The following is a 25,810-nucleotide window of genomic DNA, read 5'->3' as shown; positions in this document are numbered from 1 at the left end:
GGCGTCGTCGAGCGCCGCCCGCGCCGAGGACACCTCCTGGTCGGCCACGCCGAGCGCCTTGAGCGCCTCGTTGAGCCGGAGCCCGGCCTGCCGCAGCTCGGCCTCGGCGGCGGGCACGTCGCGTCCGTCGGCGAACCTGCGGGTCTCCTCCAGCGCCGGGATCGCGGCGCGCAGCTCGTCGGCGGAGTTCTCGGCCACCGCGCGGTCGGCGTCGAGCTTGGTGGTACGGGCCTGCAGGGCGGCCAGCTCCTTGCGGGCCTGGGACACCTGGCGGTCGAGCGTGTCCTCGCGCAGCGTGGCGATCTCGGCCTTGACCAGCGCGATCTCCTCGGCCGCCGACTCGCCCGCGGCGCGGTGGCGGCCGAGGTCGGCGGCCAGCAGCTCGTCCTTGGCGGCGGCGTCGGCGAGCTTGCGCGCCTGCCTGCCGCGCCAGCAGCGCAACGCCTCGGCCAGGCGCACCCGGGCCTGGTCGCGGCGGTCGAACGTGCCGAGCAGCGCCTTGGACTCCACCTCGAACTCGGCCAGCCGGTCGGCCGCCTGCGCCGCCCGCACCCGCTTGGCGTGCTCGTCGCGCCGGGCCTCGCGCTCCTGCTCCAGCTCGGCGTCGAGGCCGGTGAGCGCCGCGATGGCCTCGAAGACGCGCTCGGGGGAGATCTCGTTGAGCGGCTGGGAGAGCAGGTTGGTGGCGACCTTGCTGCGCACGGACGTGGACAGGAACGACACGCACCTGACCCGGTCGCCGTAGAGCACCTTGGTCAGGTCGCGGGCCACGACGTCGCGCTTGCCCGCCGACCTCGGCAGCGACGCCCAGATCTCGTCGGCCCGCGCCACCCGCTCGGCCTCGGACGGCGAGGCGGCCAGATGGACGCCCTCCCGCCAGCGGATCTCCAGGTGCGGAGCCTCCTGGTTGACCTTGAGCCACACGGTGATCGCGCCGCCCGAGGTGTCGGGCACCTCGAACAGCTCCCCGCTGTCCTGCTCGCCCTCCTCGCCCGCCTCGCCCTCCTCGGTCAGGGTGAGGTCGGGCGCGGCGGACGGCTCGGGCGCGGCCGGCGGCGGGGCGAAGGAGTCCATGCCGGGCGGGCCGAAGACGCCCACGATGTAGCCGTGGTCGGCGCTCGCCCACTGGCGGGCGCCCGCGCCGCTGGCCAGCTCGGCGTTGAAGAGCAGCTCGGAGACCGCCTTGGCGCCCGAGGCGAAGCGCCACTGCTCGTCGCCGAGCAGCGCCGTGATCGAGGCGATGAACGACGACTTTCCCGCGCCGTTGGAGTCTTTGGGGCCCGCGCCCGCTACGACGATCAGCGTGCCGGGGACCGTGGGCACCGGATGGGTCGAGAGCCGTGAGATGTTGACCGCCTGCACGGCGATCAGCACCCGGTCTCCGACGACGTTCTCCATCTGCGACACCCGAACCCCCGTAACCCTTCCATCTGTCATGACGTTCACTGCGCCGACCTGCGGGCGCGTACGGCCGCCGCGAGCGGCGTGTGCGGGCCGGCGGCGAGGATCAGCTCCTCCTGCAGCCGCCGCCGGGCCGCCGGCGTGAGCCGGTGGAACTGCGGGCCGGGGACGTAGCCGCCCGCCTCCTCGCCGGCCTTCACCTGGGCCAGCAGACCGGCGTGCCGCAGCGTGCGCAGCGCCGACTCCAGCTCGCCGATCGGGACCTGGGTGTGGCGGCGCAGCTCCTCGACCGGGGTGGGGTGCGGCGACAGCCAGGAGTCCTCCGGCAGCAGGCCCTCGGCCCGGGGGATCGCGACAGAGTGGACCAGCACCAGCGTCAGCACCGCCCGCTCGCTCACGCCGAGCCCCGCGCCCGCCGCGACCGCCGGCGGGCGATCCGCCGCCGCCGCGCCCGCCGTCTCCAGGACCGCCTCCGGCTCGGGAGCGGGGGACGGGGGCTGGGCCAGGGCGGCCGTGTGGGTGTCGTCGTAGCCCGAGGTCCAGCGTTCGCGCAGCTGGATGAGGACGCGGCCGCGGCGGGCCAGCATCTCGCCGAGCGTGTGGCGCAGCGCCGGGTCGCGCAGCGCGGCGAAGCGGCCCTCGGCGACCGGCTCGGCGGCGTGCTCGACCACCATGAACGCGGCCACCAGCTCGGCCCGCCGCCGCTCGTCGTAGGCGCCCAGCAGGTCGTCGAACTCGGCCACGCCGAGCTCGGCCCGCCCGCCCGCGCCGGGCAGGGGCAGGACCGCCGCGGCCACGATGTCGGCGTCGCCCACCACGGTGAGCTCCGGCCGCTCGGGCTCGGGCAGGCGGCGGACCAGCTCCTGCAACTGGGCGTGCGACTCCGCCGGCCACAGCGCGCAGCGCGGCCCGAGCGTCACCACCCCGTCGTCGAGGACGATCCACGCCGAGTCGTGCAGCCGCCGCAGCGCGCCGCGCGCCCAGTTGCGCATCAGGTCGTCGGTGCGCCCGATCAGCGCCCGGTAGGTGTCGAGCACCAGCTCGACGGGCGCCGGGTCGCCGGGCCACGGATCGACGGAGAGATCGTTCCAGCAGCACTTGAGCGTGGCCGCCAGCACCCGCCGCGTCTCGCCGGCCCGCTCCACCGGGACGGCGGCGATCTGGTACTCCTCCAGCAGCGACGGTGTCACCCCGTCGGGCCACACCGGCAGCGCGTGCCCGGTGGAGTCGGGCCGGGTCAGGCGGGTCATCCCGGCGGGCGCGGGCACGCCCGCCCCCAGCCGCAGCGGCCCGCCGGAGCGCGCCCGCGCGTGGGCGAGCGCCTGACCGGCGGACCGGCCGCGCTCGGAGGCCGGAGAACCGGTGGACGTCATGAGGTGCGCTCCAGGTAGCCGTGGGACAGCCAGGCGGGCTCGCCGTCGGGGTCGACGGTCAGGCCGTCGGACCAGGTGAGCCGGTAGGGGAGCTCGGGGCGCAGGTCGGCGGTGGTCAGGTCGGCGAGCAGGCGGCGGGCGGCGGGCCAGTCGGAGCCGATCACGTCGGCCAGCGCGACCCGGGAGGCGGCGCCGAGCAGCGACTCGGCCACCTGCGTGAGCCGCTCGACGGCGGCCCCCGGCGAGGAGTCGAGCGAGCCCTCGGGCCCGGGGTCGGGCAGCGCCGAACGCGGGGGAGTGGGCTGGACCGGAGCCGGCCGCGGCGCCTCGTCGACCGCCCGCGCGACGGCGGCCGGATCGTGCCACGGCGCGGGCGCGTCGAAGACGAACCCGTCGAGCACCGAGGCCAGCCGCTCCTTGGAGGCGGTCTGGGCGAACGTGCGCCACGTCTCGGTGGGCAGCAGCGTCAGGTTGCGGGTCGTGCCCGCCGAGTCGGCCAGGCGGCCGGCGGCGCGGCGCGAGGCGTCGCTGTAGGAGTAGATGGACGCGCGCAGGTCGGTGCAGACCCGGTCGAGCTCGGGCCAGCGGGTCAGGATCGTGCCGTGCAGGCCCTGGGCGCGCCGGGCGATCTCCTCGGTGCCCCAGAGCTTGGGGGCCTGCTCGCGCAGCTCCTCGATGGTGCCCGTGGTCAGCGTGATCAGCTCCAGGGCCCAGAGCCGGAACGCGCGCGCCAGGTTGACCGCGCTCTGCCGGGCCTCCTCGCTCGTGGTGCGGGGGTCGGCGACGTTGAGGTCCTCCAGGGCGAGCAGGCGGTGCATCTCGGACTGGCCGCCGTCGTCCATCATGCGGCGGATGAACATCAGGCCGACGACGCTGGTGAAGGAGGCGCGGTAGCGGAGCTGGTTGGGCTTGGGGAACACCTCGCGGATCGCGCCGAGCCCCTTGAGCACCCGCAGCCGGTTGTCGAACTGGTCGCTGGGGTAGGCCCGGCAGGCGAAGCGCATCTGCTCGTGCGTCAGCCACTCCTCGCCCGCCTCGGCGAACGCCGCGAACAGCGTCTCGGCGATGTCGACCAGGGCGGGGTCGTCGACCACCGCGCCGCTGTCGCGGGCCAGCGCGGCGAACATGCGGCGGTAGGTCGACAGCACCGCCTCCTCGGAGAGGGCGGCGTCGAGGGTCAGGGGCTGTTCGGACACGCGCACTAAGGTACGGCTTCACACCGACAGACACGGAACCCGGCGCGGGCTACCAGCCGGTACGGACGCGGATGGGACTCCCGCCCGCTAGGGTGATCCAGGTTAAAGCGGGGCAAACTCTCTGTGATCGCACATACGGGGTGAGTAACGGTTGTCCATCCGTGTGCTCGGCGGGGACCGGGCGACGGCCCTGATGGCCGGTGGGGCGGCCGTGCTCCTGGTGGCCGCGGCGGCATGGTTCGGCGTGGGCGTCTCCAGCGCCAATCCGGAGCTGGCCGACGTCGGCGCGTGGCTGTGGACCAAGGCCAAGGGCAGGGTCGTGCACGTGAACGGCCTGTCGGGCGAGGTGGACGGCTACCTCGACGACAAGGCCGGCAAGCAGTTGCGCGTCGTCCAGGACGGCACGAACGTGCTGCTCGTCGACGACCGCACCGGCTTCGTCAGCCGGGTCGAGCCCAGCCAGCTCACCGTCACCCAGACCCGCGACCTCGGCGCGGCCGGGACGCAGCTCGCCGTCTCCGGCGGCACGGCCTACGCCGTCGATCCGGCGGCTGGCCGCGTCCAGCGCATCGACCCGGTCACGCTGAACGCCGTGGGCGCGCCCATCACTCTGCCCGGCCCGCTCGGCGCGGCCAGGATCGACGGCGGCGGCAGGCTCTGGGTGCCGGTGACCGCCAGGGGCCAGGTCGTGCCGGTGTCCGGCGGCGTCGCCGCGACCCCCGTCAAGGTGGGCGAACCGGGCGAGGAACTGGCCGTGACCATCGCCGGCGGGCTGCCCGTCGTGGTCAACACGCGGGCCGCCACCGCCGTCACCGTCGGCGCGGACGGCGGCGTCGGCGAGATCGCCCTGCCCAAGGAGGTCGCGCGGGCGGCCAAGGGCGGCGTGCTCACCCCGGCCTCGACCGAGGGCCCGCTCGTCCCGGTGCTGACGCCGGGCGGCTCGGGGCTGCTCGTCGTGCTCGACACCTCCTCCAACGCCGTGCTCAGCACCAGGTTCGCGACCGACGACCCCGCCGGGCTCGGGGTGCCGCAGGTGCTCGGGTCGAAGGTGTACGTACCGGACAAGAGCCGTGGCGCGCTGATCGTCTGGGACAGCGCCGCCGGCGGGCGGCCCACCACCCTCCAGGTGGCGGACGGGCCGGGCCCGGTGGACGTGTTCGTCAAGGACGGCCTGCTCTGGGCCAACGACGAGAACGGCGACAAGGCCCTGGTCATCGACCCCGAGGGCCGCAGGCACGACGTGGACAAGGACGACTCCGACGTGCCGGGGCCGACCAACACCCCCAAGCCCAAGCAGACCCCGCGCCCCGACCCCACGATCCCCGACCCGCCTCCGGACGATCCGCCCGAGACCAGCGAACCCGACCCGACCAGGACGAAGCAGACCGAGCGGCCCCGCCACCCGGCCAGGACGGCCACGCCGACCCCCACGACCACGACCACCCCGACCCCGACTCCGACACCGACGCCCACCGCCGCCCCCGGCGCGCCCGGCGCGGTGACCGCGCGGTCGGGCCCCGGCCGGGTGACCGTCACCTTCAGCCCGTCCACCGGCGGCAAGGTCGAGCGCTACACGCTCAAGGCGTCCGGCGAGGGACGGCCGGAACCGCAGTCGGTGAACGCCGACGGGCCCTTCCAGTTCGAGTTCACCGGCGGCGACTGCGCCCAGGAGTACACCTTCGTCGTCGTCGCCCACTGGCCGGGCGGTGAGGTGGAGTCGGAGCGGAGCGCGGGGGCCAGGCCCTGCGTGGCGCCCGCGGCGCCGTCGAACTTCGCCGCCAGGCCCAGGAACCGGGGCGCCGAGCTGACCTGGAGCGCCCCCGAGAACGGCGACCCGAGCGTGACCTACCAGCTCAGCGGCGCGGTCGCGAACGACGCGATCAAGGGGACGTCGTTCAGCGTGGACGGGCTGAAGAACAACGCGAAGTACGCCTTCAAGCTCAAGGCCACGAACCAGGCGGGGGAGAGCCCGGACGTCGCCTCCGTCGAGGTGGACCTGACCTACCCGAGGCAGCAGTACAAGAACGCCAACAACAACGTGGTGGACACGCTGGTCCGCCCCGCCGCGACGAAGACCGGCGAGGCGGGCCGCATCCCGAAGGGGCAGTACCTCTCGATCACCGTCATCTGCCAGGTCAAGGGCCAGAGCGTCACGGAGGACGAGAGCAAGGAGACCAGCGACGTCTGGAACAGGATCGAGTGGAACGGCGGCGTGGCCTATCTGAGCGAGACGCTCATGACCACGCCCCGCGGCTCGTTCCCGGCGCCGCCGCTCTTCGAGTGCACCGACTGAGGAGGGGGACCGGTTGACCCAGTACAACTACCCGGACCAGGTGGCCCAGCAGCCCGCCGCCCTGGCCGGCCAGTTCGCCCAGCGGTTCCAGCTCCTGGCCGGCAACATCGAGCGCGTCGTCCGCGGCAAGCGCGAGGCCGTCGAACTGGCCCTGATCTGCCTGTTCGCCGAGGGCCACCTGCTCGTCGAGGACGTCCCGGGCACCGGCAAGACCACCCTCGCCCGCTCGGTCGCGGCCAGCGTGGACGCCGAGTGGCGGCGCATCCAGTTCACCCCCGACCTGCTGCCGAGCGACATCACCGGCGTGTCGATCTTCAACCAGGCGCACCAGAAGTTCGAGTTCCACCAGGGCCCGGTGTTCGCCAACATCGTGCTCGCCGACGAGATCAACCGGGCCTCGCCCAAGACCCAGTCGGCCCTGCTGGAGGTCATGGAGGAGCGCCGGGTCACCGTGGACGCCGAGCCGCACCCGGTGCCGCGGCCGTTCCTGGTGGTGGCCACGCAGAACCCGGTGGACATGGACGGCACGTACCCGCTGCCCGAGGCCCAGCTCGACCGGTTCCTGATGAAGATCTCCGTCGGCTACCCCGACCACGTCTCGGAGGTCGAGGTGCTCAAGGGCGGGCCGACCGGGCCGCAGGTCGAGCGGCTGCCGGTGGTGGCGCGGGCGACGGACGTGGCCGGGATGATCGACTTCGCCTCCCGGATCCACGTGGCCGACCCGGTCTACGACTACATCGTCGGGCTGTGCGCGGCCACCCGTACCAGCCCGCACCTGCGGCTGGGCGCGAGCCCCCGGGGAAGCCTCGCGCTGCTGCGCGCCGCCCGCGTCAGAGCGGCCGCCGCCGGACGGCACTACGTGGTGCCCGAGGACGTCAAGGCGCTGGCCGTCCCGGTGCTGGCGCACCGGCTGATCGTCACCCCGGAGGCCGAGCTGCGCGAGATCGGCGCGGCGTCCGCGCTCGGCGAGATCCTCGCCGGGATGCCGGTGCCGCAGGCGGCGTAGATGCGGCTCACGGCCCTGTTCACCCCGCTCGGGTGGGCCACGCTCGCGGGCTCGGCGGCGCTCTACGCGGCGGGCTTCGCCCTCGGCTACCCCGAGCCGGTCGTGCTGGCCACCGGCGGCGTGCTCGCCCTGGCCGCCGCCCTCGCCTGGACGGCCCCCGCGCCCGACCTGGAGGTGCGGCGCGAGGTGACGCCGCTCAAGGTGCCGAGGGGCGAGGCGGCGGTCGCGGTGCTGAACGTGGTCAACCGGGGCCGGCGCGGCCTGTCGGGGCTGCGCGTCCAGGACCGAGTCGGGACGTCGGAGCACCTGATCGGCCTGCCGCGGCTGCCCAGGAACGCCGCGCGCACCGTCTCCTACCCGCTGCCCACCGACGTGCGCGGCGAGATCCCGGTCGGGCCGCTGCTGCTGGTCCGGGCCGACCCGTTCGGCCTCACGCGCCGGGTGCGACGGTACGGCGACGCCGTCACCCTCCTGGTCCGCCCGCGCACCGTCGCGCTGTCCGTGCCGCCGTCCGGCCGGGCCCACCACCTGGAGGGGCCCACCAGCGACAACGCCCCCAGCGGCACCGTCACCTTCCACACCCTGCGCGAGTACGTCGTGGGCGACGACCTGCGGCACGTCCACTGGCGCTCCAGCGCCAGGACCGGCACGCTGATGGTCCGCCAGCTCATCGACGCGAGCCTGCCCACCACGACCGTCGTCCTGGACACGCGGGAGCTGACCGAACTGGCGGTCGACGCGGCGGCGTCCGTGGCGGTGGCGGCCGCCCGCGCGGGGTTCCCGGTGCGGGTGCTGGCCGGCGAGCGGGCGGCGGCCGACGCCAAGGCCGACGCCGACCCCGACGCGATCCTCGACCGGCTCGCCCTGGCGCGGCCGGGCTCGGCGGGCGTGGGGGAGATCATGCGGGTGGCGCGCGGCGGCGGGTCGCTGGTGCTGGTCACCGGTGACGCGGCCGAGGCGGGACGGGCGGCGGGGGTCCGGCGGCGCTTCGACCGGGTGATCTGCGTGCTGACCGGTCCGGGGTCGGTGAGCGTGCCCGGCGTCACGGTCATCCCCCTCACCGACCTGGCCGCCCTCCCCTTCGCCTGGACCCCCCGATGACACCTCCACAACCCCCCGCGCCCGCTCCGGTTTCTCCCGCTCCCGCCCCCGCTTCTCCCGCGCCTGTCCCTTCTGCGCCCGCGCCCGCCCCTGTCCCTTCTGCGCGCGCGTCCGGGGTGGGGTGGCGGGGAGGCGTCGGGCTGGTGGTGGTGGCGGCCGTGGCCGGGGTCGCCGGGTGGGGGTTCCACCGGGTCTTCCCCGGCGCGGAGCTCCTGCTCGCGATCGTGCCCGCCGCCGTCGCCCCCGTCCTGGTGGCGGCGCTCACCGCGCGGCGGCCCCTGTGGCTCGCGCTCGCGCTCGACCTCGTCGCCTGGCTCGCCGGGACGATCCCGCTCTACCACGGCCTGGCCCCCGGCGTGCTCGCCGACGTGGCCGACGCCTGGCACGCGCTGCTCACCACACTGCTCCCCGCCCAGCCCGAGCCGCGCCTGCTCGTCCTCGTGCACACGCTCGTCTGGGCCGCCGCCGTCATCGGCGCCGAGACCCTCACCCGCACCCGCACCAGGATCGTCGCCGCCGTCCCGGCCCTGGCCGTGTTCGCCGCCGCGCTGCTGCTCGGCGTGGACGGCGAGGGCTCAAACCTGCCGGTCGCCGCCGCCCTGTTCGTGCTCGTCGCCGCCCTCGCCCTGGTCCGCGACGACCGCTCGCCGCTCTGGCTGCTCGGCGGCCTGCCCGCCGCCGCCGTCCTGGCCGCACTGGCGCTGGTGGTGGGGCCGCTGCTGCCCGTGGCGGCGCAGCCGTACGACCCGAGGCAGGACGCCGATCTGCCGCCGCCCCGGCGGGTGGACAGCGTGAGCCCGCTCGACCGCGTGTCGGGCTGGCTGCAGATCCCCGACAGGGAGCTGTTCACCGTCAAGGCGGACAAGCCGCTCAACTGGCGGCTGGCCGTGCTCGACCGCTACGACGGCGTGCGCTGGACGTCCGGGGCCCGCTTCCGTCCCACGGGCGGCCGGGTCCCGGAGGGGGAGTGGACGGGGGCCGCCCGGGTCGTCCGGCAGCGGGTGACCTTCACCGGGCTGCCGGGGACGTGGCTGCCCGCCGCCGAACGGCCGGTCGAAGTCGACGGCGTCCCCGGGCTGGCCGCCGACCCGCAGAGCGGCGCCCTGCTGGCCGACCCCGCCGCGGGAACCGGCAGGCGTCCCGGCAAGGGCTTCGCCTACGAGGTGACGTCCAGGGTGCCGGAGCCGTCCAAGGAGGACCTGCTGGCGGCCACCCCCGCGCACGACGACGCCGCGCTGACCGCGTTCCCGCCCGGGCCGCAGGAGAAGCTGTTCCGCGAGCTCGCGCAGGAGGCGACCAAGGGCGCCGACGCGCCGATCAAGCAGGCGTACCGGCTGCAGAGCTACCTGCGCACCAGCGCCTCCTACGACGTCACCGCGCCGCCCGGCCACTCGCTCAAGGGCCTGGAGTTCTTCCTGCGGACCACGCACCGGGGCACCTCGGAGCAGTTCGCGGCGACGTTCGCGCTCATGGCCAGGACGCTCGGGCTGCCGTCGCGGGTGGTGGTGGGCTTCCGGCCGGGACAGGCGTCCGGGGGCGTCTACCACGTCAGGTCGGGGCACGTCATGGCGTGGGCGGAGATCAAGTTCGAACGGCTGGGCTGGCGGCCGTTCTACCCCACGCCCGGCCGCAGCGGCGCCAAGGACGACCACGACGTCGTCTCCTCGTCGATCAAGGAGAGCGAGCAGCTGGAGGGCGAGTTCACGCGCGGGGGCGGCGACCGGTCCGGCACGGTCCGCCCGAAGGCCGGGGAACAGGGCGCGCGGCCCGGCGGCGGGCCGTCGCCCTGGGTGCTCGCCGCCGCCGTGGGCGGGGGCCTGCTGGTGGCGTACGCGGCGACGGCCGCCGTGCTGCCCTGGTGGCGCAGGCGGTCCAGGAGACGCGGCGGGGCGCCCGGCGACCGGGTGCTCGGCGCCTGGCGGCAGACCTGCGACGACCTGCGGCTGGGCGGCAGGCGGACGCTGACCGCCGAGGACGTCCTGACCGGTCAGCCACCCGACATCACCACTCATCTCAGGCCGTTGGCCGAAATTTCGAACTTCGTCCGGTACGCCCCCGACGACGTCACCGACGCCGACGCCGCCCGCGCATGGGACAGCAGCGACGCCGTCCGCCGCGCCGCCCGCTCGCGCACCCCCCTCCCCACCCGCCTGCGCGACCGCCTCCTCCTGCGATGATCCCGTCCATGAGAAGCGTCGAGGCCCAGCTCCTGCACCGCCCGCCCGGCCTCACCGCGGCCGACGTCGTCCGGCACCTGACCGCGATCCAGGCCCAGGACGTGCCCTCCGCCCTGCTCGCCTTCCGCGCCCGCTCGGCCACCCTCACACCGTCCGGCATCGAGGCCGCCTGGCGGGCCCGCGAGATCGTCAGGACGTGGGGCCCGCGCGGCACGCTGCACTTCGTGCACGCCGACGACCTCCCCTGGATCCACACCCTCACCAGCAGCGACACCGCGGCCCTGCGCCGCCTGCGGCAGGAGGGCGTCACGGGCGACGACCTGCTCCCGCTCGCCGTGAACGCGCTCGCCGGCCAGGGCCCGCTGACCAAGGCCGAGCTGACGGAACGCCTCGCCGGACGGGCCCGCGGCCAGGGCGTCGTGCACCTGATGGCGCTGGCCGCCCATCACGGCCTGGCGGTGCTCGGCCCGTCCAGGGCGGGCAAGCCGACGTACGTGCACGCGGGCGACTGGCTCGGCGCGCCCGTCGTGCCCGAGCCCGACCGCGGGAAGGCGCTGAAGGAGCTGGCCGTGCGCTACCGCCGCGCCCACCACCCGGCCACCCCCGAGGACCTGGCCGCCTGGTCCGGCCTGCCGCTCGGCGAGGCCCGCGCCGCCTGGCGGACGAGCGCCGCCCAGGACCCGCCCGAGCCCATCGAGCCCGTGCTGCGCCTCGTGCCCGCCTTCGACGAGTTCCTGATGGGCTGGCGCGGCCGGGACGGCGTCCTGGCTTCCGAGCACGCCGCCAAGGTGTTCCCCGGCGGCGGCGTCCTGCGCCCGGTCGTGCTGGCCGGGGGGACGGTCGCGGGCGTGTGGTCCAGGAAGGGCGCACAGGTGAGCGTGCAGCCGTTCGGTGAGCTGCCCGAGGAACCGGTCCGGGCGGAGATCGAGGACGTCCGCCGCTTCCTCGGCGGCCGCTGACCGCGTCCTCGCCGCACTCTTCCTGGCCGAGCAGGGCGGCGGTCACGGCGTCGGCACCGCCGGCGCCGGGAAGACGGGCACGGACGGCCGGGCCAGGAACGGCAGCCCGCCGCGTCGAACGCCCGCACGGGCACCGCGCGGTCGAGCCCGGCCAGCCGGACCAGCAGCCGTTCCAGCACCGGCAACCCCCGCGATCCCACCCCGGCCAGGGCGATGACCAGCTCCCCCATGCCATCCGCCTACCCGGAAGAAAGGCATGTGACCGTTGGGAGTGAATTGTCGTGAAAGCGATCCGGCGCATCGGGTGATAAGAGAAGAACCACTTGACGCACGGAGGCTGGACATGACGGGGGAGACCATCGCGACGGCGGTGCCGTGGGCCGCCCGCGCGCCCGGCGAGCGCACGCTCGACGAGCGCTTCGAGGAGGTGTTCGACCGGTACTTCGGCGAGATCCACGCCTACGTCGCCCAGCGGCTCGGCCCCGACCACGCCGAGGACATCGTCGCCGAGACCTTCCTGACCGCCTTCCGCAAGCGCGCGCACTACGACCCGTCGCGGGCGGGCGTGCGCGCCTGGCTCTACGGCATCGCCACGAACCTCATCGGCAAGCAGCGCCGGCTGGAGGCCCGCACGCTGCGGGCGCTCGGACGCTGCGGTCCCGACGGCGACGCGCCCGGCCACGAGGAGGCCGTCGCCCTGCGGGTCAGCGCCCAGAGCCTTCGTCCCAACCTGGCCGCCGCCCTGGCCGAGCTCGACCGGCGCGACCGCGACGTGCTGCTGCTCGTCGCGCTCGCCGGGCTGAGCCACGACGAGATCGCCACCGTCCTCGGCATCCCGTACGGGACCGTGGGGTCGCGGCTCAGCCGGGCCCGCAAGAAGCTGCGCGGCCTGCTCGGCACGCACGTCCTGGAGCCCACCCATGGCTGACCCCCGCCCTCCCGTCTCGGAGCAGCCCGGCTCCGCTCCCGACCCGCGTTCGTCCTCCGTTCCCGAGCAGTCCGGGCCCGCTCCTGACCCGCGCTCGTTCCCTGGCGGTGACGACCTGCGGGTCGTCCGTGACCTGTACGGGCATCCGGCGCCCGCACCCTACGCCCAGGCCAGGGTGTGGCGGCGGGTGGCGGCCGCGCGCCGCCGCCGGCGCCTGACGCGGCTGTCGGCGCTCTCCCTGGCCACGGCCGCCGCTCTCGCCGTGGCCCTCATGCTGGTCAGAGGGACGCCGTCCGCCGTGCCGGGCCGTTCGATCCTGCTCGCGGCAGCCAGTACGGCGGCCTCCGGGCAGCAGGCGACCTACTGGCACATCAGCCGGCTGCACGACGGCGACCGCCTCACCGAGCTCTGGGCCACCAGAGACGGCCGAGCCTGGACCTGCACCGCCACCCCGGCCCCCAGCTCCGCCCTCACCATCACCTCCACCCTGGCCCCCACCTCCACTCCCACCCCTGCGGCTCCCACCTCCACCCCTGCCGCCTCCACGTCGCACCTGGGCCGCGTCGCCACCCCCGCGCCCTCCTCGGGACCGGCCCATGAGGGAAGCTGTGCGGGGCGTGGGCGGGTCGTCCCGGTGACGGGCCGGGCGCCGTTCACCATGGCGGGCCGCGACCTGACGTTCCGCCAGATCCAGGAGCTGCCCGCCGACGCCGCGGCGCTCAAGGAGCGGGTGGCCGCGATGTTGCCCGCCGGTTCGGCGGGCCTGCTCGCCGACGCGCTCAGCGGCCTGCTGTGGAGCAAGCCGTCACCTCCCGCCGTACGCGCGGCCGCCTACCGGGCGTTGGCCGACCTGCCCGACGTCCGCTACCTGGGCGGTCGCGCCGACCCGCTGGGCCGTCCCGGGGAGGCGTTCAGCTATCCGCTCCCCACCGGCGTCCGGCGGACGTTGATCATCGATCCTGCCACCTCCCAGGTCCTCGCCGGCGCCGACGCGGGCGGGACCGGCAGCTCGCAGATCGTCCTCACGGCAGGCTGGACCGACCAGGCCCCCAACCTGCACTGAGCCGCTTTCCCTCTCACCCCTGACCTGCACTGACCCCACCCCGGCAGGCGCGTGACCGCCGCGCGGCGAGTTCAGCGCGCCCCGAAACAGGAGCCGCGACGTGTTCTGGCGTGCCCGCACGACCACCGGCAGGGCCATCTGCCTGAGCGACCAGTTCCCCGCCGCCGACGTCGCGGAGGTGATGGACGGACGGGTCCGCTTCGCCGGCCTGCCACCCGCCGACCTCGGCACGGAGATCGACTGGACCGCCGACCCGTACGGCAACCGCTCCTGGGCGCTGAACCTGCACACGCTGCGCTGGGCGGGCCGGCTGGTCGCCGCGTACGAGCGCACGGGCGAGCGGGCCTGCCTGGAGCGCGCCGCCGACGTGACCGCGCAGTGGATCAGCCGGAACCCGCGCGGCGGCCACGAGCTGAGCCCGTGGGCGTGGGCCGAGCACGCCGTCGCCCTGCGCGCGCCCGTGCTGGTCTGCCTGAGCGAGCACGTGCGCACCCCGCGGCTGTGGGCGAGCCTGGCCGAGCACGGCGAGGTCCTGGCAGACCCCGCGCTCTACCGCGCGGGTCACAACCACGGGCTGGACCAGGACATCGGGCTGCTGCTCATCGGCTGCCGCCTCGGCCGCGCCAAGTGGCGCGACCTGGCCGTACGCAGGATGACCGGGTCCGCCGAACTGGCCGTCGACGCCCAGGGCGTGCTGCACGAACAGGCCCCCCGCTACGGCCTGTACGTGCACCGCCGCCTCGGCGTGGCCCTGCGCGCGATCAGCGAGAGCGGCGCCGAGCCCCCGGCCCGCCTCGCCGCCCGCCGGACCGCCCTGGAGGGCTACATCGCGCACGCCACCCAGCCCGACGGCTGCCTGACCCCCATCGGCGACAGCCCGGCCGACACCCGCGCCCCCGGCTTCCCCCACGAGGGCCCTCTCGTACGCGTCTTCGACGCCGGATACGTCTTCGGCAGGACCGCCTGGGACGACCCGCGCTCGGCCCACTACTCGATCAGGTTCGGCCCCGGCCGCCGCCTGCACGGCCACGAGGACCACCTCGGCGTCACCTACAGCGCCCAGGGCCGCCGCATCCTGGTCGAGGCCGGGTTCCACTCCTACGAACGGACCGAGTACGCGGCCTGGACCCGTACCCCGCAGGCCCACAACGTGCCCGTCCCGGACGGGGACTTCCGTCCCGGCACGGCCACCCGCCTGGTGCACGCCGACCTCGCCCCCGGACGCCAGGAGTTCGAGCTGGCCGACGACGCCTACGGGGTGACCAGGACCCGCCGCGTGTTGGTCGGGCACGGCGAGGACGTGATGGCCGTACGCGACTCGGTCCCGTCCGGGACGCTGCGCAGCCTGTGGCACTTCGACCCCGCGCTACGACTGGTCGAACGGCGGACGGACGCCGTGGTCCTCGGCGACGGCGACTGGCGCGTCACGCTGCTCCAGCGGCCCGCGTCGGGCATGGAGGTGGGGACCACGACGGTCTCCACCGGCTACCTGCGCACGGCGGAGGCGGTGACGGTCACGTCAGGAAGCGCAGCCGAGGTACTGACCATGATCCTCCCCGGCACCGACACCCCAGCCACCACCCACCTACCCCTGCCATGGCCCCCTCCTCCCTGACGCGCAACCCGTGCACCCCAGCCACCGCACCCTCGTCACCACCAGCCCCCACGACCGGCTCGCACACCCCTACGACCCGGCGCACGCCCCCGGACCAGGAACCACGGCACCGGGCGCGCGATGTCGCCCACCAGACACCGCATCACCGCCCGCACATCGTCACCGGGGAAGGACCAGGCGGCCCTGCCCCACGTACCGACCTGGGACCGGCCCCAGGGCTCACCGCCCCGACTGCCCCCGTCCACTGGTACCGCCACGACACCCGCAGGCGGGAGGCCACCGCGCGCCTTGCCGGCCACCCCACTCGTCCGCCGGGACCGCCACTGCACCCGCCCACGGGGACCGCCCCTGCGTTCCGTCTCTCGGGCCTCTGCCGAACCCTCGTGCAGTTCGGTAGAGGCCCACGACGGCCGCCGAGCCCCCACGCACCCCGGCAGCACCGAGAGACGGTCGAGGTCGGCCGCCCACATGCAACCGGCGAAATAGGTCGTCGCCCAGCGAGAGCAGGTCGGGCCGAGGCGGTCCGGGAGTGAGGCCGGGTCAGGCCAGGCGTCGAGCCGTGTTCACCAGCTCGCCGACCCCCGCGATCCGGGTGACGACCTTGCTCCCGTCCATCAGATACCGGGGCGGCTTCCGGGCATGGCCCACGCCCCCGGGCGTGCCGGTCGCGATGACGTCGCCCGGCCGCAACGTGAGAACCTGCGACAGGTACGCGATCAGCTCAGCCGGCGGGAACACCAGGCCGGCCGTGTCCGCCTGCTGCACGACCTCCCCGTCCACCTCGCACTCCAGGGTCATCGCCCCGCTGACCTCGTCCGGTGTGACGAGGAAGGGCCCGAACGGCGTCGTCCCCTCGAACGTCTTGCCCTGCAGCCACTGCGCCGTACGGTTCTGGTAGTCCCTGGCCGTCACGTCGTTGAGCACCGAGTACCCGGCGATGGCCGCCTCGGCCTCCTCAGGCGAGGCGTCGCGCACCTCCGACCCGACGATCACGGCCAGCTCACCCTCCCAGTCCATGGCATCCGACACCGCGGGCAGCTCGATGTCGTCGTACGGCCCGATCAGCGCCTCGGCGAACTTCGCGAACACCGTCGGATACCGCGGCAACTCCCGTCCCATCTCCAGGATGTGATCGCGGTAGTTGAGCCCGACACAGATGATCTTCCCCGGCACCGGCACCACGGGCGCCAGGTCGGCCGTGGACAGCGGATGCCGTGCACCGTCCGCCGCGGCGGCCACCTCCCGCCAGCGCGGGTCGGCCAGCAACATCCCGACGTCGGGCGCCCCGACCTCAACGGCGTGCTCCCCGTCGATCCGGACGGCGGCCGTACGGCGCGGCAGTCGCAGCGTCGCGAGCTTCACTCGAGCTCCTCTCGATACTGGTGCAGGCCCTCAAGAGGGCGTGTCGGAAAACAGAACACTTCGAACCGGCCCACGCGCCTGAACCAACCGCGCCCCCGGATGCAGCGGTGCTCAGGCAACAGCAGCCCCAGGGCACCGGATGCCCGCCTCGAAGGCCGCGGTGACACCCGGCAGACCGTCCAGACCGGTGCGGGCCGGCACGACGGCCCGCCGCTCGCCACCCCCACCCACCGAACCCACCTCACCCGTCCGCTGGACCGCCCGTTGAGCCGTCGGATGGAGCGTCTCCCATGCAGCCGCGCCCTGAACCCAGGACGTACGGGCATCAAGTCGCCGACCTGCGCCCAGAACAGGACAGATGCACGACAGCGACGTCCACGTACAACGTCTCATCGGGATTCATGCTGCCCAACGCTAGGGAGTAATTCCGCGTACTGCACTAGCGTTCTGCTGTGAAGAACAAGCCCGCGTACCCCCTGGGCTCGGTCGACAACGCGCTGCTTCTCCTCCACATGCTGCGCGACCAAGGACGTCTCAAGGTCACCGACGTCGCCAAGGAGCTCGGCATCGCCCGCTCGACCGCGCACCGCCTGCTGGCGATGCTGGTCTATCGCGACTTCGCCGTCCAGGACGAGCACCACACCTACCTGCCGGGCCCCTTCCTCGGCCCGGCGGCGGGCGACGGCGGCGGCTCGTCCCTGCGCGAGCTGCGCGCACACGTCCGGCCCGCCATGGAGGCCCTGAGCGCCCGCGTCCGGGAGACCGTGAACCTCATGGTCAGAATGGGCACCGAAGTACGCTTCCTGGACAGCATCGAGTCCCCGCAGATCCTGTACGTCGGCGACCGCCGCGGCACGATCCTGCCCGCCCACCGCGCCTCCGGCGGCAAGGTCCTGCTGTCCTCGCTGCCCCGCGACCAGCTCGCCGACCTCTACCAGGACCTGCCCGAGCAGGAACGCGCGTCCCTGCTCCGCGAACTCGACGAGATCCGCCCCCGCGGCTATGCCCTCAACCTCGACGACACGGAACAGGGCGTCTCGGCGGTCGGAGCGGCGCTACGCAACGGCCGCGGCACCCCCGTGGGAGCCCTGTCCATCTCGATCCCCTCGGCCCGCTACACCCCCGACCGCCTCCCGTCCCTCCTGACCGACCTCCGCCAATCCATAACCGAGGCCGAACCCCACCTCACCAACTTCCCCACCTGATCCGCCGGAGGCCCTGGACAGCCGCCCACCTGCTCCGACCACCACAAGGCAACCCACTATCGCGACGACGTGAGCAGCAGCGGCTTGAGCTGCCGAAAAAACTCCACCGCATCCGCCAACGAATCCCTCCCCGGCGCCCCTTCCGTCACTTCGATGCTGAGGAGACGCTGGTAGTCAGGAGTCCAGCCGTAGACGAAATCGATCACTTGGCCGGTGGCATCCTTGCGTCGTGACGCGAATCCTGGTCGCAGTCCAGCAGGTAGGTCGGTTCCCCTAGTGGCCACTTTCGTGTTCTCGAGTCCTTCGGGGCTGACCGGAGACGGCTCATGGACCTTGATGACCAACCCTAGCTCGCCTTCCAAGGCAAGACCGTCGACAACCGAGCAGGACGCGAACTGCCGCCCTCCGCTCATTCTTGTACCGATGGCCCGATAATCCTTGAAGCCGGTGGCGATCTGGATGGCGTTCGCCGAGATCAAGTCACACTCGCGCGGGCTAGCGGTAATGTTCCCGAGCGGCCGGGTGTCCGATGCCGTGTCGGGCGGTGATGAGCATGCCGCCATGAGTGGCAGGAGGGTGGCAATGAACATCAGCCACAGTTTCCTTCTCATGAGCCATGCCCGCCATAGTGCTTTTCCGCTGCCTTGAAACTGAGTGCGATGGCGACATCGGGCTGGCCAAAGACGCGGGCAGTCACGGGCAGTGACAGCCACTCATCGTAGGCGGAACGTTGTTCGGCGTTCATCTCGGCCCACGGTTTAATGGACCTGTTCGTAATGAAATGCCCTGGCGTGCCAGGCGAGAAATCCTCGTAGTAGTACGGGTGAGTCTGGGCGGAAGCCTTTCCGAAGAGGCCGTGGCGCATCATTACAGAAGCCGTCAGATCGGTGAACATGTGCTTGGCCGCGCCCAGCGCGGTGTCGGCGTCCTGGCGAGCCTGCTCCTCATAACTCGGTGAAACCTTGTCGAACATCAACCCCTTGGCTGTGTCGGCCATGAGTCCGACGAACTTCCCCGATGGCATCGGGATCAGCCCGACCACCTGTTCGGTCAACCTCTTGAAAGAGTTCAAGCGGACGTCGACCGCTTTCGCCTTTGCGATCGAGGAAATGTTGGCGGCATTGATGATCAACCAGGTCGTCATGCCGAGACTCCCCACCGCTGCGGTGAACTCCGCCCCTCCGCTACGCGCCATGCGCTCCTCCAGGATGTCCTGGCGCATGTTGTCTCGCTGCTGCTGTGTTGCCTCCGGGTGTGCCTCTTGCCATGTAATGAAGTCGCGTTCCACCTCTGTGGCGACCTTGGCCGCGAGTTCGTCCAGCATCCTGGCGGCGTACAGGCCATGTGCAGCGGCGACGGCCCGGAATGTTTCTTCGTCCTCGAAGGCCCATGTCATGGCCTTATGGATCTCATCCGCGTCGAACCTCGAACCATAGGGTTTCCAACCGTGCAGTTCCTTGGCCGGATCAAGACCGCTTACGACACCCGGCACCTCCTTGCTGAAGATTTGCGCGGAGCGGTGTACGTCGCCGATGTACTGGCTGAGGATGGTGCCGAGGTGGGGGCGGGTGGAGGGGAGGTTGGTCTGGACCTTGGGGTCGCTCCAGAAGCGGACCGCCCAGGAGGCGATCAGGGCGGACTTGTAGCCGCGTGACCCGCCCGGTGGCAGGTCGTGGTCGCGGAATTCTGTGGTGGCGGCCTGGATGGCCCAGCCGAGGTCGGCGTCGGCGTCGCCCAGCCAGGGGTGGGTGCGCATCAGGTAGGCGAGGGGTTTGCGGGCGGGGTCGGTGAAGAAGTCCTGGGCCACGGCGGGGTGGTGGGCCAGGGCGATCAGGGCGGCGCCCATGGGGCTGAGGTCGCCGGGGGAGATGTCTTTGGGGCCGGGGAGCGTCCAGGGGTCTCGGGGGAGGGACGGGTCGGGGGGATGGGCGAGGTCCAGGTCGTGCAGTTTGCGGACCAGGGTGAGCAGGAAGGTGTGGTCGAAGTCGCCGTCCTGGAGGAGTCTCTTGACGGCGAACGCGTCCTGGGGATGGTCGATGTCCTCGATCAGGCGGTCGGCGTAGTCGGCGGCCAGGCGCGCCCGGCCGACTCCGTGGGATGCGGTGCCGAGCAGGGTGCTGAGCATGGTGAGGAACCGGTCCTGGGTGGCCGTGTCGTAGAGGAGGGGGCGGTCGCCGGGCGGGAGGTCGTAGGAGTACGCGCGGGCGATGAGCGATTTGAGTTCACGCGGCGGCATCAGGGTGAGAAAGGCCACGGCGAAGAACGGGTCGTTCTTGTGACGTTCGAGTTCGGCTACGGATTCTGCGTCGAGTGAATGGGATGCGATTTGCGTACGGAGTCGGGCGGCCAGTGTGGTGGCCGCGGCCGCGCCTTCGGAGGGGGACTTCGACAGCCATGGGGATTCGTCGGCCCAGAGGACGCCGTCTTCGCCGGGGCGCCGGTCTGGGGTGGCGAGGATGAGGTCGAGGCGGCCCTGGAGTGTGGGGATCTGGTCGTGCAGCCGGCGGCCGATGGTCGACAGCTGGGCCGGCCCCCACAGGGCTACGCCGAGGGCGGTGAGGGCTCGTTCGACTTGGAGGCCGATGTCGGGGAGTGTGCTGCTTGCTCGCTTCATGCCGTTGATGAGCTGGGTCATCAGGGCGGGGTCGATGCCCACGGGAGGGGTCATGAGGCGGGCTCGGACGGGTGCAGCGTGTCGAGCAGCCTCAGGGCCCGGGTGAACAGGTCCTTGAAGCCGTGGTCCCAGGTGCGCAGGTCGGTGGCGAGCCTGTCGCCGGCGGGGCCTTTGAGCGCGCCGCCGTCCACCAGGCGGATCAGAGCGGTCAGGTCGTTGGCGTGTTCGTCGCGCAGTCGTTCGATGTGACGCCGGGCGGCGGTTATTTCGTGCTGCGTCGCCATCATCACCCGATTTCGTTGCGCTTTGGGGGCGGGGGAGGGGTGGTCGATGGAATATTAGCCCGCCGCGTCGGCGCCGGTGAAATGAAAAAGGAGTCCTCGCGTGATTCGGCTCTGGGCTGATGAATTGGGTGAAGGTTTGTGATGATAAAGAGGCTAAATGCGTTATTCGGTTGTATTTGGTGAATGGCAGGGAGGGGGAAGTCTTGGGGTGGTGTCAGGTGAGGGGAGATGAGCGCTGGGTGGGGGGCTGGAGGTGGCGGCGGGTGGGGGTCGGGTGAGGGGCCAAAAGACTCAGGTGGGTCGCGGGTGGGGGCGCGTGGAAGGGCTGGTGGTGAGGCTGGGTGGGGGGTGAAGGGGGTTCTTCGGGGAGGAGGGGGGCGCCGCTCGCTCAGTCGCCAGGCGGTGCCCGGTGCTGCTGGTGGGGCTGGGGAGATGGGGGTGCCGGGGAGGCGGGTCCTTCAGGAGAACGGACGCACATGGAGTCCGCGAGGATCGGACGACCTAGCGATCATCTCCCGGAAGCGCGCTCCGAGCGGCGGCGACGAGGTCGGCCGTCAGCCCGATCCCGAACGTCCGGAACTTGATCAACGGGATGCCGAGCGCCAGCCCCACCAGAGGCGAATCTGTCCGGTCGAGGTCGGGCAGCCCCGGGGCCTGCCGGAGCCGTTCCCTCAGCACCCGGCCGCCCACCGGGTGCGCCAGCCACTCGCCCAGCGTGGACATCTCGCTCAGCTCGCCCACATATCCGTCGCCGGGCGTGCTCAGCTCCGCGCGCAGCCGGATGTCCCGTGACGACGCGCCCACCTCGACGGTGAACGGCCCGGGGTCGATCCGCCAGCCGCCGCGCGTCACCGACCAGCGCGCCAGGTCGCGCGGCCCGAGGGCGAGCCGTACGCGCTCGCTCGCCCCGGGGGCCAGGCCGACCTTGGCGAAGGCGCGCAGCCCGTGCCGGGGCCGCGAGGGGTGTTCGGCCTCGAAGGCGACGTAGAGCTGGGCCACCTCCTGGCCGTGGCGGTCGCCGGCGTTGGCGACGGTGAAGGCGACCTCCCAGGTGTGGGGGCCGGTCTCGCGCACGTCCAGGTCGGAGTACTCGAACCGGGTGTAGGTCAGCCCGTGGCCGAAGGGGTAGGCGACCTCGGTGCCCAGCGTGTCGTGGTGCCGGTAGCCGACGTAGCGGCCCTCGCCGTACACGACGTGGCCGTCGGAGCCGGGGAAGTGCAGGTGGGACGGTACGTCGGCGAGGCGCAGCGGGATCGTCTCGGTGAGCCGTCCGGACGGGCTGTGCGTGCCGAGCAGCAGGTCGGCCAGCGCCGCGCCGCCCGCCTGGCCGAGCAGCCAGCCCTCCAGGACGGCCGAGGCGAGGTGCCGCCACCCGGCCACCGACACGACCCCGCCGTTGGACAGCACGACGACCACCCGCGGGCACACCTCGGCCACCCGCCGCAGCAGCTCGACCTGGACGCCGGGCAGGTCGGTCGAGGTGCGGTCGAAGCCCTCGGACTCGGCGGCCTCGGGCAGGCCGAGGAACACCACCGCCACCTCGGCCGCCGCCGCGCACTCCACCGCCTCCCGCGCCAGATCCGCGTCGGCCTCGCCGTCGAGCCGGTAGCCGGGGGCGAACGTCAGCCTCTCGACAGCCTGGCCGAGCGCGTCGAGCGCGGTGTCCAGGCGGGTGGGCACCACGTGCGAGCTGCCGTGCCCCTGGTAGCGCGGGGTGCGGGCGAGCTCGCCCAGCACGGCCACGCGCAGGCCGGGGGCCAGCGGCAGCACGCCGTCGTTCTTCAGCAGCACGGCGGAGGCGCGGGCGGCCTCGCGGGCCAGCTCGTGGTGCTCGTCGACGTCCCAGCCGTCGTGCCGCTCGCGGCCGGCGACGCGTTCGGCGAGCCCGGCGACGCGGCCCGCCGCCAGGTCGAGCACGGACTCGGGCAGGCGGCCCGAGCGCACCGCGTCCTCGATCAGGCCGTCGGTGCCGGTGGGCGGCATCTCCAGGTCCAGGCCCGCTTCGAGGGCCGCCACCCGGTCGTTGACCGCGCCCCAGTCCGACATCACCAGGCCGTCGAAGCCCCATTCGTCGCGCAGCAGGGTGGTCAGCAGCCAGCGGTGCTGGGAGGCGTACACGCCGTTGACGCGGTTGTAGGAGCACATGATCGCGTACGGGCGGGCCTCCCGGACGATGTGCTCGAAAGCGGGCAGGTAGATCTCGCGCAGCGTGCGCTCGTCGACGTCCGCGCTGATCCGCATGCGGTCGGTCTCCTGGTTGTTGACCGCGAAGTGCTTGACGCAGGCCCCGACGCCGCGCGACTGGACGCCCGTGACCAGCGCCGCCCCCATCACCCCGGTCAGGTACGGATCCTCGGAGAAGTACTCGAAGTTGCGCCCGCACAGCGGCGACCGCTTGATGTTCACCCCAGGGCCCAGCACCACGTCCACCCCCAGCGCGGCGGCCTCCTTGGCCAGCGCAGCGCCCACCCGGCGGGCCAGCGCCGGGTCCCACGAGGAGCCGAGGGCCACGGCGGGCGGGAAGCACGTGGCGGGCTCGCTGCGGGTCAGCCCGAGCGCGTCGCCGGCGTTCGCGCGCTGGCGGCGAATGCCGTGCGGCCCGTCGGACAGCGTGATCGCGGGCACCGCGTCGCGGACGGCCGTGGTGTGCCAGGTGTCGCTCCCGGACGTGAGCGACGCCTTCTCTGCCGTGGTGAGGTCGGGGGGAAGAGCCATGGGACACCTCGTTATCTGGGCTGCAGTCCTAGTTGCTTGAGGAAGGTGATGACGGCGGCCCGCATGTCCACCTGGTCCGGGTCGAGCAGCCATTGCGTCTGCAGGCCGTCGACGAGCGCGATGAGCTGCTGGGCGACGGCGTCGGGATCGTGGTCGAGCGGCGGCGTGGCGCGTTCGAACAGGGCGCCGAGCAGCCACGCGGCCTGCCGGCGCAGCCTGCGGTAGCGCTGGACGAAGTAGTCGTGGGCGGGATGGCCGGGATCGGCGGCCTCGCCGGAGATCTTCACGTACAGCCCGACCAGGCCGGGCGTGCCCATGTTCCTGGCGACCTGCGCGACCGCGCGGTCGAGCAGCTCCTGCGGCGAGAGCCCGTCGTCGGGGCCGCCCATCAGCTCGCCGTCCACCTCGTCGCGGCGGCTGAGCACCTGGATGAGCAGGCTCTCCTTGCCGGGGAAGTGGTGCAGCAGCCCCGCGTGGGTCATGCCCGCGTGCGCGGCGATGTCGCGCAGCGACACCGCGTGGAAGCCCGAGCGCGAGAACAGCTCTGTGGCGGAGTCGAGGATGCGGGCGCGCGTGCGCTCGCCCTTGAGCCCTCGGCGTGGCGTCGGTTCGGTCACCGGCCGGCCCTTTCTGGCGGTCTGGGGGCACGCGGGCTGCGCAAACGTGCCGGGGTACGGCGAGATCGGCCGTCCACCGGCTCGACCAAGAATCTACCACGTGGTTAGTTTCGCGGCCCACGCCCGCGGCGGACGCAGTGGACCCTAGAGCCAGTCGCGGCGCTTGAAGACCATGTAGAGCACCATGCACACCGCCGCCATCAGCAGGATCGCGAACGGGTAGCCGAACACCCAGTGGGTCTCGGGCATGAAGTCGAAGTTCATCCCGTAGATGGTGCCGACCAGCGTCGGGGCGAACAGGATGGCCGCCCACGCCGAGATCTTCTTGACCTCCTCGCCCTGCTGGATGCTGGCCTCGGTCATGCGGGCCATCTCCGCGTTCTGGGCCTGGGTCACCAGCGTCGAGTTGACCACCAGGATGTTCTGCAACATCTGGCGGAAGGCCGAGATGCGCTCGGTCACCGTGATCGCGTGGTCGGCGACGTCGCGCAGGTAGCTCTGCAGCTCCTCGTTGACGCCGTACTTGGCGGCGCCGGCGATGAAGCCGTGGATCATGCCCACCAGCGGCGCGGTGGCCCGCTGGAACTCGATCACCTCGCCGGACAGCTCGTAGACGCGCCGCGACACCGAGGGGTCGCCGCTGAAGACCTCGACCTCGATCTCCTCGATGTCCTTCTGCAGCCCGGCCACCACCGGCGCGTAGCCGTCGACCACGGCGTCGAGGATCGCGTACAGGACGGCCTGCGGGCCCTGGCGCAGCAGGTCGGGGTCGGACTCCATGCGCTTGCGCACCCCCTGCAGGTCGGGGGCCTCGGCGTGGCGCACGGTGATCACGAAGTTGGGGCCGACGAAGACGTGCAGCTCGCCGAAGGCCACCTCCTCCACCTCGTCGAGGTAGCGGGCGGCGCGCAGCACCACGAACAGCGTGTCGCCGTAGCGGTCGGCCTTGGCCCGCTGGGAGCCGACGATCGCGTCCTCCAGCGCCAGCTCGTGCAGCTCGAACTCCTCGGCGAGCTTGACCAGCTCCCACTCCTTCGGACGGTAGAGGCCGATCCAGGCCATGCTGTCCGGCATCTGCTTGAGGCGTTCGAAGGCGTCGGCGAGCGAGCCGGGGTTGTCGACCCGCTCGCCGTTCTGGTAGACGGCGTTGTCGATCACGGTGGGCCGGTAGGGGTGCTCCTCGGTGGCGCGCGGGTCCATCGAGTGCTCCGGCGCCTCCTCGCGGTGGTCACCGCTGCGCCTGAACCCCTTCACCCTGGCCATGCACCCTCCGATCCGGTTGCCGTGCTGACTACTGCGAGGACACCAGGCTGTCGAGCTCCTGGGTCGCCCGGTCCCTGATGGTCTTGCGCCACATCGGCGTCCAGCCGAACAGCAGCCCCTGCGGCCTGCCGAGAGCCATTCTGGACCAGCGCCTGAAGTCGAACTCGTCGTGGTGGCGGACGATGAGGTCGTCCTCGAACCTGAACAGCGCGTCGATCTCGTTGACGACCGTGCGGCCGGTGGAGGAGAAGGTGTAGCTGGCCGTCCAATGGGCCGAGCCGCTGAACTCGTCGGCCTGGACGTCGCGGTAGCCGGATCTCAGTCCGTCGCGCACGCCGAGCTGCAACCGCCACATCGCCATCACCCGGTCGCGGCCCTCGACCTCCTGGAAGATGGGGTCGCCGAAACTGATCTCGGGGTGGTAGCAGCGCTCCATGGCCGCGAAGTCCGCGCGGCCCAGAGCGTCGTAGAAGGCGCTGATGAGCGCCACGTGCCGATCGTTCACCTTGCTATCGAATCATGGCCGCACCATTGTCCCAGCACACCGCCCGCAGCCACTGCTCGCCGAGGTCCAGGCGGGCGAGTGCGTCGAGCTGGTGCGCGTAGGGGTACGGGATCGTCGGGAAATCGCTGCCGAG

19 protein-coding genes and 2 pseudogenes are annotated in these 25,810 nt (G+C 72.8%); 9 read left to right on the top strand and 12 right to left on the bottom strand.

The window, feature by feature from the left end; genetic code table 11:
- From ACWCSD_RS19870 to ACWCSD_RS19860, 3 genes and pseudogenes are all read right to left on the bottom strand, one after another.
- Positions 1–1,398 (bottom strand): annotated as a pseudogene (locus tag ACWCSD_RS19870) (chromosome partitioning protein ParA); the annotation flags it as partial.
- A 44-nt stretch (positions 1,399–1,442) separates the two neighbouring features.
- Entirely contained in the window at positions 1,443–2,774 is a 1,332-nt protein-coding gene (locus ACWCSD_RS19865) for a hypothetical protein (RefSeq protein ID WP_397163794.1), read from the bottom strand.
- On the bottom strand, positions 2,771–3,970 hold the full coding sequence (locus ACWCSD_RS19860; RefSeq protein ID WP_387664334.1) for a hypothetical protein: 1,200 nt from the start codon (positions 3,968–3,970) through the stop codon (positions 2,771–2,773). Before ACWCSD_RS19860 ends, ACWCSD_RS19865 begins: the two co-directional genes overlap by 4 nt.
- Before the next feature lie 151 nt (positions 3,971–4,121).
- Here ACWCSD_RS19860 and ACWCSD_RS19855 point away from each other — a divergent pair, with 151 nt between their 5' ends.
- The 8 genes from ACWCSD_RS19855 (at position 4,122) to ACWCSD_RS19820 (ending at position 15,112) form a co-directional block, all read left to right on the top strand.
- Positions 4,122–6,263, top strand: a complete 2,142-nt coding sequence (locus tag ACWCSD_RS19855; protein WP_449916701.1) for a fibronectin type III domain-containing protein — start codon at positions 4,122–4,124, stop codon at positions 6,261–6,263.
- 13 nt (positions 6,264–6,276) lie between these two features.
- Positions 6,277–7,269: an AAA family ATPase gene (locus tag ACWCSD_RS19850; protein WP_449916698.1), complete on the top strand. Its 993-nt coding sequence runs from the start codon at positions 6,277–6,279 to the stop codon at positions 7,267–7,269.
- Positions 7,270–8,370, top strand: a complete 1,101-nt coding sequence (locus ACWCSD_RS19845; protein ID WP_397163797.1) for a DUF58 domain-containing protein — start codon at positions 7,270–7,272, stop codon at positions 8,368–8,370.
- Positions 8,371–8,513: 143 nt separating this feature from the next.
- Positions 8,514–10,547, top strand: a complete 2,034-nt coding sequence (locus tag ACWCSD_RS19840; RefSeq protein WP_449916694.1) for a DUF3488 and transglutaminase-like domain-containing protein — start codon at positions 8,514–8,516, stop codon at positions 10,545–10,547.
- 8 nt (positions 10,548–10,555) lie between these two features.
- Positions 10,556–11,506 carry a winged helix DNA-binding domain-containing protein gene (locus ACWCSD_RS19835; protein WP_449916691.1) on the top strand — a complete coding sequence of 317 codons (951 nt, stop codon included), beginning with the start codon at positions 10,556–10,558 and terminating at the stop codon, positions 11,504–11,506.
- Positions 11,507–11,849: 343 nt separating this feature from the next.
- Positions 11,850–12,434 carry an RNA polymerase sigma factor gene (locus ACWCSD_RS19830; protein ID WP_397163802.1) on the top strand — a complete coding sequence of 195 codons (585 nt, stop codon included), beginning with the start codon at positions 11,850–11,852 and terminating at the stop codon, positions 12,432–12,434.
- On the top strand, positions 12,427–13,497 hold the full coding sequence (locus tag ACWCSD_RS19825; protein WP_449916688.1) for a hypothetical protein: 1,071 nt from the start codon (positions 12,427–12,429) through the stop codon (positions 13,495–13,497). The genes ACWCSD_RS19830 and ACWCSD_RS19825 overlap by 8 nt, the downstream gene beginning before the upstream one ends.
- Before the next feature lie 100 nt (positions 13,498–13,597).
- On the top strand, positions 13,598–15,112 hold the full coding sequence (locus ACWCSD_RS19820; RefSeq protein ID WP_449916686.1) for a heparinase II/III domain-containing protein: 1,515 nt from the start codon (positions 13,598–13,600) through the stop codon (positions 15,110–15,112).
- Between the two features lie 540 nt (positions 15,113–15,652).
- On the opposite strand, the gene ACWCSD_RS19815 is transcribed toward ACWCSD_RS19820, so the two are convergent.
- Positions 15,653–16,474: a fumarylacetoacetate hydrolase family protein gene (locus tag ACWCSD_RS19815; RefSeq protein WP_449916683.1), complete on the bottom strand. Its 822-nt coding sequence runs from the start codon at positions 16,472–16,474 to the stop codon at positions 15,653–15,655.
- Positions 16,475–16,926: 452 nt separating this feature from the next.
- Here ACWCSD_RS19815 and ACWCSD_RS19810 point away from each other — a divergent pair, with 452 nt between their 5' ends.
- Complete coding sequence (locus ACWCSD_RS19810) at positions 16,927–17,679, top strand: IclR family transcriptional regulator (protein WP_397163808.1); 753 nt, start codon at positions 16,927–16,929, stop codon at positions 17,677–17,679.
- Between the two features lie 56 nt (positions 17,680–17,735).
- Here ACWCSD_RS19810 and ACWCSD_RS19805 read toward each other — a convergent pair whose 3' ends face one another.
- From ACWCSD_RS19805 to ACWCSD_RS19770, 8 genes and pseudogenes are all read right to left on the bottom strand, one after another.
- Entirely contained in the window at positions 17,736–18,269 is a 534-nt protein-coding gene (locus tag ACWCSD_RS19805) for a hypothetical protein (protein ID WP_397163810.1), read from the bottom strand.
- Between the two features lie 17 nt (positions 18,270–18,286).
- Complete coding sequence (locus ACWCSD_RS19800) at positions 18,287–20,335, bottom strand: hypothetical protein (protein ID WP_449916680.1); 2,049 nt, start codon at positions 20,333–20,335, stop codon at positions 18,287–18,289.
- Between the two features lie 8 nt (positions 20,336–20,343).
- Complete coding sequence (locus ACWCSD_RS19795; protein WP_397163812.1) at positions 20,344–20,580, bottom strand: hypothetical protein; 237 nt, start codon at positions 20,578–20,580, stop codon at positions 20,344–20,346.
- A gap of 498 nt (positions 20,581–21,078) precedes the next feature.
- Positions 21,079–23,292 carry a glycoside hydrolase family 3 C-terminal domain-containing protein gene (locus tag ACWCSD_RS19790; RefSeq protein ID WP_449916677.1) on the bottom strand — a complete coding sequence of 738 codons (2,214 nt, stop codon included), beginning with the start codon at positions 23,290–23,292 and terminating at the stop codon, positions 21,079–21,081.
- An 11-nt stretch (positions 23,293–23,303) separates the two neighbouring features.
- Entirely contained in the window at positions 23,304–23,909 is a 606-nt protein-coding gene (locus ACWCSD_RS19785) for a TetR/AcrR family transcriptional regulator (RefSeq protein ID WP_397163815.1), read from the bottom strand.
- A gap of 144 nt (positions 23,910–24,053) precedes the next feature.
- Entirely contained in the window at positions 24,054–25,172 is a 1,119-nt protein-coding gene (locus ACWCSD_RS19780; RefSeq protein WP_397163816.1) for a magnesium and cobalt transport protein CorA, read from the bottom strand.
- A 28-nt stretch (positions 25,173–25,200) separates the two neighbouring features.
- Positions 25,201–25,677: a nuclear transport factor 2 family protein gene (locus ACWCSD_RS19775; RefSeq protein WP_352357058.1), complete on the bottom strand. Its 477-nt coding sequence runs from the start codon at positions 25,675–25,677 to the stop codon at positions 25,201–25,203.
- Between the two features lie 4 nt (positions 25,678–25,681).
- A pseudogene (locus ACWCSD_RS19770) lies at positions 25,682–25,810 on the bottom strand (amidohydrolase family protein); the annotation flags it as partial.

The organism is Nonomuraea sp. NPDC001684 (assembly GCF_053596515.1).
This window is presented reverse-complemented; position numbering and strand designations above follow the sequence as displayed.

Bases quoted from the DNA above. Each gene is read 5' to 3' on its own strand.
- ACWCSD_RS19865 (WP_397163794.1), bottom strand. From the start codon at position 2,774: ATGACGTCCACCGGTTCTCCGGCCTCCGAGCGCGGCCGGTCCGCCGGT.
- ACWCSD_RS19845 (WP_397163797.1), top strand. From the start codon at position 7,270: ATGCGGCTCACGGCCCTGTTCACCCCGCTCGGGTGGGCCACGCTCGCG.
- ACWCSD_RS19835 (WP_449916691.1), top strand. From the start codon at position 10,556: ATGAGAAGCGTCGAGGCCCAGCTCCTGCACCGCCCGCCCGGCCTCACC.
- ACWCSD_RS19830 (WP_397163802.1), top strand. From the start codon at position 11,850: ATGACGGGGGAGACCATCGCGACGGCGGTGCCGTGGGCCGCCCGCGCG.
- ACWCSD_RS19825 (WP_449916688.1), top strand. From the start codon at position 12,427: ATGGCTGACCCCCGCCCTCCCGTCTCGGAGCAGCCCGGCTCCGCTCCC.
- ACWCSD_RS19805 (WP_397163810.1), bottom strand. From the start codon at position 18,269: ATGTTCATTGCCACCCTCCTGCCACTCATGGCGGCATGCTCATCACCG.
- ACWCSD_RS19795 (WP_397163812.1), bottom strand. From the start codon at position 20,580: ATGATGGCGACGCAGCACGAAATAACCGCCGCCCGGCGTCACATCGAA.
- ACWCSD_RS19790 (WP_449916677.1), bottom strand. From the start codon at position 23,292: ATGGCTCTTCCCCCCGACCTCACCACGGCAGAGAAGGCGTCGCTCACG.
- ACWCSD_RS19780 (WP_397163816.1), bottom strand. From the start codon at position 25,172: ATGGCCAGGGTGAAGGGGTTCAGGCGCAGCGGTGACCACCGCGAGGAG.